This is a genomic window from Algoriphagus sp., from assembly GCF_039969895.1.
Taxonomy (GTDB): Bacteria; Bacteroidota; Bacteroidia; order Cytophagales; family Cyclobacteriaceae; genus Algoriphagus.
The window spans coordinates 23336-36304 of sequence record NZ_JBDVMZ010000025.1; the positions used below are offsets into that span (position 1 = coordinate 23336).

9 protein-coding genes are annotated in these 12969 nt (G+C 43.7%); all 9 read left to right on the plus strand.

What is annotated here, in order from left to right:
• Positions 1-134 precede the first annotated feature (134 nt).
• The 9 genes from ABJH64_RS17715 (at position 135) to ABJH64_RS17755 (ending at position 12716) form a co-directional block, all read left to right on the plus strand.
• Positions 135-743 (plus strand): hypothetical protein, encoded by a 609-nt coding sequence (locus tag ABJH64_RS17715; RefSeq protein ID WP_348275785.1) that lies wholly within the window; start codon positions 135-137, stop codon positions 741-743.
• 70 nt (positions 744-813) lie between these two features.
• Complete coding sequence (locus ABJH64_RS17720; RefSeq protein WP_348275784.1) at positions 814-2181, plus strand: metallophosphoesterase family protein; 1368 nt, start codon at positions 814-816, stop codon at positions 2179-2181.
• A 204-nt stretch (positions 2182-2385) separates the two neighbouring features.
• On the plus strand, positions 2386-7347 hold the full coding sequence (locus ABJH64_RS17725; RefSeq protein WP_348299075.1) for a translocation/assembly module TamB domain-containing protein: 4962 nt from the start codon (positions 2386-2388) through the stop codon (positions 7345-7347).
• On the plus strand, positions 7337-9631 hold the full coding sequence (locus ABJH64_RS17730) for a BamA/TamA family outer membrane protein (RefSeq protein WP_348275782.1): 2295 nt from the start codon (positions 7337-7339) through the stop codon (positions 9629-9631). Before ABJH64_RS17725 ends, ABJH64_RS17730 begins: the two co-directional genes overlap by 11 nt.
• Before the next feature lie 155 nt (positions 9632-9786).
• A complete protein-coding gene (locus tag ABJH64_RS17735; protein ID WP_348275781.1) occupies positions 9787-10695 on the plus strand; it encodes a J domain-containing protein in 909 nt (302 codons plus the stop codon).
• A 1-nt stretch (position 10696) separates the two neighbouring features.
• Complete coding sequence (locus ABJH64_RS17740; RefSeq protein WP_348275780.1) at positions 10697-10999, plus strand: chaperone modulator CbpM; 303 nt, start codon at positions 10697-10699, stop codon at positions 10997-10999.
• A gap of 20 nt (positions 11000-11019) precedes the next feature.
• Positions 11020-11475, plus strand: a complete 456-nt coding sequence (locus tag ABJH64_RS17745) for a DinB family protein (RefSeq protein ID WP_348275779.1) — start codon at positions 11020-11022, stop codon at positions 11473-11475.
• A gap of 16 nt (positions 11476-11491) precedes the next feature.
• Positions 11492-11989 (plus strand): VOC family protein, encoded by a 498-nt coding sequence (locus ABJH64_RS17750; RefSeq protein ID WP_348275778.1) that lies wholly within the window; start codon positions 11492-11494, stop codon positions 11987-11989.
• 19 nt (positions 11990-12008) lie between these two features.
• Complete coding sequence (locus ABJH64_RS17755) at positions 12009-12716, plus strand: class I SAM-dependent methyltransferase (protein ID WP_348275777.1); 708 nt, start codon at positions 12009-12011, stop codon at positions 12714-12716.
• The last annotated feature ends 253 nt before the right edge of the window (positions 12717-12969 follow it).

The following is a 12969-nucleotide window of genomic DNA, read 5'->3' on the forward strand; positions in this document are numbered from 1 at the left end:
ACATCTATTTAGAATTAATCTAAGAAAAAATTAACAGAGCTGGTTTTCAAGAGTAAATGAGACTATCTAACTCCACTCGCCTTCAGGATTATTTGAATTTTGAATAAATTCAATCTCCGTTTAACCACTTTCCTATGAATAGATTCTTACACTTCATCCTACTTAGCATTTCCATATTCCTGGGATTCACCTTTTGGGGCGCTGGAATGGCAAAACTTTTTCACGAGCATCAGTTTTTTGGCTGGATAGGACCTGTATGGTTGATAGAAGAACTCGAGCCTTATGGATTAGGGTTTTATGGAAAATTTATCGCTTTGAGCCAAATCTGCATAGGTTATATGCTAGTCACTACGCGGTATAAACTACTTGGGAGCATCATGATGATTCCTATGATTGCCAACATTTTGATGGTCACCATTTCGTTGGATTGGCGAGGAACTCCTTACGTTTTGGCATTTTTACTCCTGCTTAATCTGATCTTACTTTGGCAGTACCGAGACTTTTTCAGACCATTAATTGATGAGGGAAAAAGCCGATTTGACATCAAAACAAGAAGAATAAGAACGGCAAGCGGACATTTGGTTTGGCTGGCAGGCCTTGGGCTGCAATTGTTTGCTATTCAGGTTTCGTACTGGAATTGGATCGTGGCATGTGGAGTAGTACTCACAGGACTGGTTTTATCTGCGTTGAGTTTCCGAGCGGACCTCATCTCAGTAGCCACAGAAGAAGTAAAAATTCCTTAACGCTCCTTCCCATTATTTCCCAGCATTTAATGCCTACTTTACACCATAGAGACTACTTAATTTCCAGCAGATGAACAGGCTAATCAAGATCACTTTTATTGCATCAATTTTTCTAGTGCTTTCCTTCAGCGTAGCTGCACAGGATTTTTTCCCCTCAGCCTATCCAGACCGTATTATTTTGACTTGGTCGGACGACCCCAAAACAACTCAATCTGTGACATGGAGAACTTCTAGCGAAGTTTCAGATTCAAAAGCACAACTTATTCTCGCTCCAAATACGCCGATTTATTTGGAACAGGTGGAAACCTTAGAAGCAAAAACGGAGTCCCTGGACGTGGATAGCGTGCTGGCAAATTATCATTCAATTACCTTCAGAGGCCTAAAACCTGCCACTACGTATGCCTATCGTGTAGGTAAAGAAGGTACCTGGAGCGAATGGTTGCAATTTCGAACAGCTCCAGAAAAAGGCACTCCTTTTTCATTCGTTTATTTTGGTGATGCTCAGAACAACCTCAAATCTCAATGGTCCAGAATCATCCGTCAGGCGTATTCGAACATGCCAAAAGCGGCTTTTATGCTTCATGCCGGTGATCTAATCAACAGAACTCAGGATGATGCCGAATGGGGCGAATGGAACTACGCCGGTTCATTTATCAATGGCATGATCCCGAGCTTGGCTACACCCGGCAACCACGAATACGACAGTGAGGAGGATGGTTCACTGGTATTGGACTATCACTGGAAAAAACAATTCTCCTTTCCTGAAAATGGTCCAAAGGAATTCTCAGAGACCGTTTATTACACAGACTATTCAGACCTAAGATTGATCTCTCTCAATTCCCAGGAAATCGTAGTGAACGAGAAATCTATGGAAACGCAGAAAGTTTGGTTGGAAAAAGTGTTATCAGAAAACACCCAGAAATGGACGATTATCACTTTTCATCACCCGATTTATTCTTCGGGTACCGGTCGAGACAACACAGAATTCAGGGAGGCTTTCAAGCCAATTTTCGATAAGTACAAAGTTGACCTAATTCTGCAAGGACACGATCATTCGTATGGCCGAGGCCGAAATCTTCCATCAGGAGTAGGCAATCAAGATCCTGAGGCACAGGGGCCTGTTTATGTAGTATCTGTCAGTGGCCCAAAAATGTACAACCTCACCATGACCAAATGGATGGACCGTGCTGCTTCCAACACCCAGCTTTATCAATTGATAAGTATAGAAGGCGACCGTCTGAGCTATGGAGCTTACACCGCCACGGGTGATTTGTACGATGCCTTTGACCTAATCAAAAGCGAAGGAAAGCCGAAGCAATTCATTGATCGCTCAGACAAGGCGATCCAAGAAGCCATTGAGCTGACACCGGGCTCCGAAACAAAAATGACAGCAGAAGAAATGGCTGAGTATATGAGGACCTATAAAAAGAATAAGTAGATCCTCCGCCATAGACCTTTTACATGAATCCCTTAAAAAATGAAAGTGCCTTTAATTCTGGCTTATTTCTTGACTATTTTATAGGTTGAATAAAATCAAGATCCTTTTCACCTTTAAAAAGTTGCCCCCATTAAAACATTTCTTACCAAATTTTTCAAGATTCTAGGCATAATTCTGGGGGTTATTGTCCTTCTCCTGATTGCCTTGATTCTTTTCATCAGAAGTCCGTGGGGGCAGGGGATATTAGTGGACAAAGCCACAAGCTATGTAGCTAACAAAATAGGCACGGAGGTAGCGATAGAGCGACTTTTCATTACCTTCTCAGGCAATATTTACCTCGAAGGATTATACTTGGAGGATACCCAGGGAGACACCCTGATTTATTCAAAAAATCTGGAGGCAGGAGTCGCAATTGCACCATTGATCAGCACCGGAAACATCAATGTCACCAAGCTGAATTGGGAAGGTGTAGTGGCTAGGGTCTCTCGCAGTGCGGAAACTGAGAAGTTCAACTTTGATTTTATACTTGAGGCTTTTGCTTCCCAACCTGCGGATAGCACGCAAATCACACCTACGGATACCACCGCCTCAAATCCGCTGAAAATAAAACTTTCACCGATTTCACTTCGGGATTTTGACGTCAGCTACTTGGACGAGGTAATGGGAATAACTGCCGCAATAAATTTGGGGCAAATGGACGTCAGCATTCCTGGGTTGGATTTGGAAACCTATGAGTTTGATGTAGAAGAAATCGCCCTTCAAAACACGCAAATCAATTACCAGCAAACCAAACCTTTTCCTCCTACTGAAGAGACGGAAACAGAATCCTTATTACCTAATCTTACACTCGAGAGACTTTCTCTCACGAATGTTTCGGCGGATTACAGCAGTGTTCCGGACAAGCAAAAAGCCCAGGTGCAACTAGCCCAACTACTGGTAGAGCTACCGAAAGCTGATCTGCAATCTCAAACTGTCAAACTCAGCACCCTGGCGCTGGAAAACTCCTCAATTCTTTTCCACGATTTCTCTATCCCTACGAGTCCTGACTCTACGAGCGAGGATTCATCGACGCCTTTTGAGTGGCCAGCGTGGACAGTAGAAGCAGATGAAATAAGGATTGACTCCACGAATATCGAATACAAAACAGCTGATGTTCCTTTTCAAAAAGGATTTTTCAATCCAGAAGCGATCAGCATTTCTGACTTGACTTTTGCGGCAACTAATATTTTCCTTGAGGATAAAAAAGCAGGAGCTTCACTGCAGGAGTTTCATTTCCAAGAAGCAAGTGGATTTGAGCTCAAGGAATTCCAGTTCGGGCTGGAAGCCGGGAATAGTACCACAACGATTGACAACCTTATTCTGGCTACCAATCGAAGTAGCATAAATGCAGAGATTTCACTGGATTATCCATCGATTCAGGAATTGATAGAAAACCCAACTATCATTGACTTTGACTTCCTGGTAAATAACTCCACCCTGGATGTGAGAGACAGTTACTTTTTCGCCCCAGAACTAGCTCAAGACACACTTATCCAAGAGCTAGAGGCTGCCCCATTCGAGCTACAGCTTCAAGCAAAAGGGGACCTGGCCTCACTAGAAGTCTCGGAAGCAGACCTGGCCTGGGGACAAACAACCTTTGATGCGAGTGGCTCTGTTCAGAATGCATTGGATGTGAATCAACTTGCGTTTGATTTCCCAAAGCTACACCTGCGCACCAATCGCACAACTCTTCTTAAATTCATCAATGAAGAGGATTATGGCATCCAGTTGCCAGAAGAGATCAGTATGCAAGCAAGTACCAGCGGGACATTGGAAGACCTACTGGCAGACCTATCGCTGGAAACAGATTTTGGAACTGTGCTGCTGGACGGGGCCTATCAAAATAATGGTCAACTAGCCTTCGATGCCGACCTACGCGTGAATCAACTTCAGCTGGGCAACTTACTCCAGCAACCAGAACTTGACACCTTGACTGTTGGCATTAAAATAAACGGATCAGGGTCTAGCCTACAGGACCTCAATGCCGAATTGACCTCCACTTTTGAGCGATTAAAACTTTACGGTTCGGATTACTCTGGATTGAAGCTAGAGGGTAAAATAGTAAATGGTGCAGGCGATATAGAAGCCGGATTGGATTCTGAGTTTTTGGTTTTTGACCTACTCACTGAGGTAGATTTGGACTCTACTAATGCGAAGGTGGACCTCCAACTGGATTTGCAGGGAGCAGATTTCTTTGAACTTGGTCTTACAGAAAAAAGTACGAGAGCCCAGCTCAAATTACTTGCAGATTTCGAAGGAAATCTGGAAGAATTCGACCTTCATGCCGAGCTGCAGGATGCCACATTGATCTACGACGGAAGAACCTATCCAGTAGGAGAATTACTTCTCAACGGCAGCGTAAGAGAGGACTCTACGAGTGTGGATATAGCCAGTTCGCTGCTGAATGGCTTTGTGCGAACCAACACTAATCCAACAGAATTGGCTACTGCGCTGGGCGAGCACTTCCGACAATACCTGGATCGCGATGACTCCTTAAGACGTGCCGCGGATAGAGATATCGTGATGAACGTGGATTTGAAAATATCCGATGATCCCCTACTCAGCGAGGTATTGCTTCAGGGCATTGAGCAATTCGACTCAGCGAGAATTCACATGGATTATTTCCAGGATTTGGATTCCCTCACTGCAAACATTGATTTTCCTTATGTGAACTATGGAGGAACGGAAGTAGATAGTCTTGGAGTTAGAGTTCGGTCGGATAGAGATTCACTTTCGGTTTATTTCGGGTTCCAAAATCTGACTTCTGGACCTTTGGACATTGGTAAAACTTACTTCACTGGCCAGTTGTCAGACGCTAGACTTTACTTTGATTTTAATTCCTACGAAGAGGAAGAGCGTACGTACCATGTAGCATCTGACATAGGCATCAACAGCGACACGATCAGCCTTCATATTTCTCCAAAAGAGCTCTTGCTCAAAGGTGAAGAATGGCAGGTCCCCGAGGGGAATTTAGTAGAATACTCAAGTCAAAAGCTAGAATTCAAAGAATTTCATTTTACAAAAGCTAACCAAGAAATCTCCTTTGTGAATAATGTAGATGGGTTCACGGAGGAAAATATCGCCATGGTATTCGAAGAGTTTAGACTTTCCACAATTACCAGTTTGCTGAATCCAGAGGAAATAATTGCCGGTGGCAAAATGGACGGAAGACTAGTGGTGGAGAATCCCTTTGGCGCACTGGGGCTGATGGGAGATTTGACGATCGATAGCTTAAAAGTCGTGAATGTGCCTCTTGGCAATCTAAATCTACTGGCAACAGCAAAAAGCCTTGGGAATTACGTCTTGGAACTCGGCTTGAAAGACGGCGGGTTTGATCTTGATCTGAAGGGAGATTATGTCGCTAGCGAAGCAGGAGGAGAGTTTGATCTGCAGCTAGATCTGAATAGAATCGAGATGGAAAAAATCGCTGCGTTGTCACAAGATCAGATTTTGAATGCTTCAGGCTACTTAACCGGGACGATTACGGCAAACGGAACCACTAGCGATCCAAGGTATGAAGGAGAAATCCAATTCAACAAAACTTCATTTGTGCCGGCACAGCTCAGCACCACTTATATGCTGGCTGACGAGAAAATCAGGGTTGATAATGAAGGTGTATATTTTGATAAATTCACCTTTGAAGATACTGACAAGAACACGTTTGAAGTGGATGGAATGGTAGGAACAGAAAGTTTTCTAAATCCAACTTTTGATTTGGAACTCACGGCTGACAATTTCATGGCGGTAAATTCTACGGACAGTGAAAATGAATTGGTATATGGAAAAGCCACGCTAAGTGCGGATATTTCTATAAATGGCGATCTAATTTTACCTGTAGTGAGAGCCAGACTGACAATCAAGGACAACACCGATCTGACTATCATCATACCCGAGTCAGAACTGGATCTGGTGGAAAGACAAGGCGTTGTAGTATTTGTCAACAAGCAAAATCCAGATAATATTCTCACCCGCCAACTGGAAGAAAACACTTCTGCTTTCTCTGGATATGATATTCAGGCTATTTTGAATATTGATCCCATTGCGCTTTTCACCATAATAATAGATCCATCCACAGGAGATAACCTACAGATAGGCGGTGAAGCAGATCTGCAAATGGACATCAACCCAAATGGAAGAATCACCCTAAGTGGCAACTTTGAGATTTCTACAGGGCACTATGAAATGTCCCTTTATAACCTCGTAAGTAGAAAATTTGAAATCAATCCGGGGAGCAGAATCAGCTGGAATGGGGATCCTATGGATGCTGACTTGGATATTCAGGCGATTTACAGAGTAGAAACGGCAGCGGCAGATCTCATGTCTGCCCAGCTGACTGGAAGTAATAAGGAGACTCAGGCGCAGTATAAGCAGCAAATCCCTTTCTTGGTATATCTCAACGTCAACGGAGAATTGCTACAGCCAGAAATATCTTTCTTACTAGACATGCCCGAAGACCAGCGTGGTGCATTTGGCGGCAATGTCTATTCCCGGGTGCTTCAAATCAATGAGCAGGAAGATGAGCTGAACAAGCAGGTATTTTCACTCCTGGTTTTGAATAGATTTTTTCCTTCCTCTGGCAGTGATGGTTCGGGAGGAGGAGCTGAGGCAATCGCCAGAAACTCCGTAAGTCAGGTACTTTCAGACCAGATGAACGCCCTTTCGAATAAACTATTTGGAGACAGCGGTTTTCAGGTAGGATTTGATGTAGATAGCTATCAAGATTACCAATCTGGTAGCGCTACCAACCGAACAGATTTGAACATCAATGCCCAGCAGACGCTTTTTGACGACAGACTGATCGTACAGGTGGGCAGCCAGGTAGATCTTGAAGGTAGCTCTCAAGGTACCGATCAAGCCAATTCAATCCTCGCCAATGTGAGTTTTGAGTACTTACTAACTGAGGACGGGCGCTGGAGAATTCGTGCCTTCCGCAAAAACCAATTCGAAAGTATCATCGATGGTCAGCTCGTCGTGACTGGCGGTGGCTTGATTTTCAACCGGGAATTCAATGAATTCTCGGAGCTTTTCAAATCCCCTATCAGCGCAGAAGATCAACCCAAGACCAATCCAACTGATGAGTTGGAGAATACTGATAAAAAGAAGAATAAGGAGGAAAATGAAAATTAAGAAATTCATATCGGCTAGTTATTTACTTCTCTTGGTGGCTGTGCTCAGCTGCAACGTGAAAAAATATATCCCTGAAGATGAATTTCTGTACACTGGAGCCACCCTTGATGTAAAGACAGAGGAGGACATTAAAGGATTCAAAGACGTAGAAGAGGAACTTGAAAGTCTTCTGAGACCAGAACCGAATTCCAAAATCCTTGGGATGTATGTGGGTCTTTGGGCTCATTATAAAGGAACCAAAGAGAAGCCAGGCTTCATCAACCGCTTTCTAAACAAAAAACTAGGTGAAGAACCAGTCTATTTTAGCCAAGTCACTCCAAGTCGTACCGAAGACCTGATCTTGAACAGACTGGAAAACAGAGGTTTTTTCTACAGCACCGCGACCTCAGAAGTCACGCGAAAAGAAAAATTCGCATCGGTATCCTACTCCGCATCGATTTCTACTCCTTACAAACTTACCGAGCTGGTCGTAGCTAGAGATAGTATGGAGATAGACCGGGAAATCATCGCACTCATGGATGAGTCCCTGCTAGAGGAAGGAAGTAGATTTGACCTAAACACCTTAAATGCTGAAAGAACCAGAATCGACTCCGCGCTGAAAGCCAAAGGCTACTATAATTTCAACAGCGATTACCTGATTTTTGAAGCGGACACCAATATTTCGGATAGCGCTCGCCTTTTCAAACTATACCTTAGGATGAAAAGAAATGTGCCCACCACTGGTATTATACCGTACACCATTGACTCTATCAATGTTTTCCCAGATTATTCAATCGATGAAAATGGGCAGAAAATCGACACTACCTACCTAGATGGGAAGAACTTCATTCAGGGGGAAGACGTCTTCAAACCTCGCTTACTTAACGATTACATTCTGATCCAGAAAGGTCAGCGATACAACCCCAAGCTATCCAGGCTTTCGAGCAATCGGCTAAGTTCCATCGGCAATTATAAATTTGTCAATCTCAGGTATGAGGCGCTTAGCACTTCAGATTCTCTCGGCCACCTGAAGGGTAGTTTTTATTTATCGCCGATGACCAAGCGATCGGTTAGAGCTGAGTTGTTGGCCGTTTCCAAATCCAACAATTTTGCAGGACCGGCTCTGAATCTAGTCTATAGAAATAGAAATCTATTCAAAGGAGGAGAAACGCTGAATCTAACCGGCAGGATAGGCTATGAATTCCAAATAGCGGGTGGAGAAGATAGAAAAGGGCTTCAGTCGCTAGAGCTCGGTCTATCTGCGGATCTTATTTTCCCTAGAGTTATCTTTTTCGTACCGATAAAAGAAAAGTTCAGCTACTCAGTACCCAAGACTAAAATGGGCTTGGCCGCAGAATACCTAAGCAGAAGTCAGCTCTATAATCTCAATTCGGTATCGGCCAACTATGGCTACTTCTGGAATGCAAACAAGTATGCTTATCATGAAATAAATCCCATCAGTCTGAACGTGGTCAACCTTAGCAAGACTTCACCTGAATTTGAGGAGATTCTAGATGAAAATCCTTTCTTGAGGCGAAGTTTTGAACAAAACTTCATCGCCGGAGTCAATTATAATTTCAATTATAATAAACTCAATGACAGGTTCCGAACTCACGGATATTTCCTAGGATTGGGATTGGATTTTGCGGGAAATGCGCTGAACCTTATCGACAAAATAGGTGGCAACGAAAATGGAAAAATACTCGGGCTAGAATACGCTCAATATGGCAAAGTAGATCTAGACCTGAGGTATCACTTGAATATTTCCCAAAACCAGGCAATCGCTACTCGGCTATTTGCTGGTTTTGGTTTTCCTTTTGGCAACTCAGGATCCTTGCCTTACATCAAGCAATATTTCTCTGGCGGACCTAATAGCGTGCGAGCCTTCCGAATCCGATCCATAGGCCCGGGAACCTATCGTCCGGAAGACTTTGATGTCAATTCATTTTTCGATCAAACAGGTGATGTTCGAATCGAAGGAAATATAGAGTACCGCTTCCCCATCGTCTCCTTATTGAAGGGCGCGCTGTTTATGGATGCAGGTAACATCTGGCTGATCAATGAAAATGAAGCCCTTCCAGGCGGAAAGTTCACCTCAGATTGGTGGAATCAAATGGCCGTAGGCACAGGCGTAGGTTTGCGGGTGGACATTGAATTCTTTGTGATTAGAATGGATCTGGCGACGCCAGTGCGCATCCCTTATTTACCAGAAGGTGAACGCTGGGGCAACTCCTTTGATATCAGTAGTAAAACATGGAGGAAAGAAAACTTGATTTTCAATTTCGCCATCGGCTATCCTTTTTAATGCCACAGCCAGTCGAGCTAAATACGTGTAGGCGGGCACATATTGCCACAAATTATCAGGCTATCGCTCACTTTCTTTTTATATTGAAGGCAAAGAACTCTATCCAGTATTTCGAATTCTTTTTTCCAACCCCATAGTAAACTTCAGTTAAGATTATGGCATTTATAGACTACTATAGCGTGCTAGGCATTGACAAAAATGCCAGTGAAGCAGACATCAAAAAAGCTTACCGCAAACTCGCCCGAAAATATCACCCGGATGTCAACTCTGATGATAGGACGGCGGAGCAAAAATTCAAAGAAATCAATGAGGCGAATGAGGTGCTCTCCGACCCCGAAAAACGTAAGAAATACGATAAGTACGGCAAAGACTGGAAGCATGCGGATCAGTTTGAGCAGGCTGGCGCGAGCGGAGGAAGGCAGCAGCGAAGTCAGGGGAATTACGGATCTGGATTCAGTGGCGAGAACTTTGGCGGGGCAGACTATTCCGATTTCTTCGAGTCTATGTTTGGTGGTGCTGGAGGAGGATTTCGACAGGGAGGTCGCACCACTAAGTTCAAAGGACAGGATTTCAATGCCGAGTTACAGCTCAACCTACGCGATGCCTACACCACTCACAAGCAGGTACTCACGGTAAATGGCGAAAATATCCGTCTCACTATTTCCGCAGGCATTGCCGATGGGCAAACAATCAAAATCAAAGGCAAGGGCGCTCCCGGCGTCAATGGAGGCCCAAACGGAGATTTGTACATCAAATTTATTCTCAAAAATGACACAAATTTCCAGCGCGAAGGCGATAATCTCTATGCCACAGTAGAACTGGATCTCTATACCGCTATCCTGGGTGGCGAGCTAGTGGCGGATACTTTTGACGGAAAAGTTAAATTGAAAGTCGCCCCCGAAACACAAAACGGAACCAAGGTAAGACTCAAAGGAAAAGGCTTTCCAGTCTATAAAAAAGAGGGAGAATTCGGAGATTTAATTCTCACTTATTCCATAAAAAACCCTTCCAACCTGACGGAAAAAGAGAAAAAGTTATTTGAAGAACTCCAAAAACTACGATAAGATGGCACAGCAAGAATTGATAGTAATAGAGACGCTTTGCTCCCACTACGAGATCGAAGTCTCATTTGTGGACTCACTTTACAGTCTGGGTTTGATCGAAATCCACACCATAGAGCAGGTGCGGTTTATTCCTGAGGAAAAAGTAGCTGACTTAGAGAAAATGATCCGAATCCATCAGGATCTTCAAGTCAATCCAGAAGGAATAGATGTGATCCTCAACCTCCTTCAAAAAGTAGATGAACTCAAAAGCGAACTCGCCGAGGCCAAAAATAAACTTAGACGTCTCGATTTAGAAAATAACTAAACTCACCCTCCTAATTAACTATGACGACCAACTTTCACATCTGGAAAACTAACCGAACCATTTACTCCAAATTTCTTCACCATAATTCCTTAGCTCAGCTGAACAAAATTCCGGAAGGATTTAACAACAACCTGATCTGGAACATAGGTCACGTGATCGTAGTGCAGCAGCGATTGGTATATGCACTTTCAGGCTTGCCGATGGCCATTTCGGACGAGCTTTTCGCAGCTTACAAACCTGGCACCAAGCCTGAAGAACAGGTATCAGAAGAGACGGTTAACCTTTTCAAAGAGCTACTGATCTCACCCGTGGAGCAAACGATCCAGGATTATGAAAGCGGGAAATTCACTGCATACCAAGAGTTCACCACCTCCAAAGGCTTCCATCTAGCGAATGTAGAAGACGCAATCACCTTCAACAATTACCACGAAGCCTTACACCTAGGCACGATGGTTTCCTTTTTGAAATTTCTATAATAAAACCTGCAGCATCATGAATAGACTAGTACAATTGGCTACAGCCATGACAGCTGCGTTTAGCCTTGGGTTTTTCTGTCATTCATTTATCACCTCCGATAAGCAAGCTTCCTTATCCGTTCTAGTAACAACCCCAACAGAGATGAAACTAGGGGCATTTTCCGTCAGTCTCAGTGTCAAAAATCTAGAAGCATCTAAGTCATTTTATGAAAAACTTGGCTTCGCACAAGTGGGTGGATCCATGGAGAGCAACTACCTGATTATGAAAAATGAGGGGACCCTCATCGGGCTTTTTCAAGGCATGTTTGAAGGAAATATCCTGACTTTCAATCCAGGCTGGGATGAAAATGCTCAAGCCTTAGAAGAATTTGAGGATGTGCGAGAAATCCAAAAAAAACTTAAGGCCGGCACTATTGAGATATTGAATCCTGCAGACGAGAACACCACTGGCCCGGCTAGCTGTATGGTCAAAGATCCCGATGGAAATATGATTTTATTTGATCAGCATTTATAAATACAATTCTTTTAATCCCATGAATAAATCCAGCAATGCCGAAATCCGCGAGCGTTTCGATCAGGATGTAGCACGTTTTTCCAACTTAGATACAGGTCAAGTCGCCACTATCGACGCGACAATCTCCCTAGAACTCATCACTGAAGCTGCCAAGCGAATAGTCCCTGCTGCTTCAAATATCCTGGACGTAGGCTGTGGAGCGGGAAATTACTCCTTGAAAATGCTGAGCAAACTCCCCAACCTCTCCTGCTGGCTGGTCGATCTGAGTGGCAAAATGCTGGAGAAAGCACTGGAAAGAGTGTCAGCCGAAACCCAAGGAACAGTCTCCGCTTTCCAAGGTGACATCAGGGACGTATATCTTCCGGAAGAGAGCTTTGACATCATTTTGGCTGGAGCAGTTCTGCATCATTTGCGGGAAGATGAAGATTGGGAAAAGACCTTTGCAAAGCTATTTTTCCTACTCAAACCTGGGGGCTGTCTGATGATCTCTGATTTGATCACGCAAGACACCGAACTGCTCAATGAATACACTTGGGAACGTTATGGAGATTATTTGGAGAGCATAGGTGGAAAAGATTATAGGGAAAAAGTACTGGCGTATGTGGACAAAGAAGATTCTCCGAGATCGATGAATTATCAATTGGATCTGATGAAAAAAGTAGGCTTCAGCCAAGTGGAAATCCTCCACAAAAATATGTGCTTTGGAGCTTTTGGAGGAATAAAATAGAATTTGGCTAAACAGAAACTTTACCTGTTGTCCTGTTGTGCTCCTGTTGTGCTGCTTCTCCAGAAGCAGTACTAATTCTTTTAGATAAGTACCACCTGTTGTGCTGATTCTCCAGAAGCAGCACTAATTCTTTTAGAAATGTGCCACCTTCAAAAATCCAGAAGGAAACAGTTAACTCCGCTTGTGTGACACGAACGGAGGCTTGTATTTTGACAATGCCTCAGGTTGAATGAATTACTTTTCAAAGTAAATT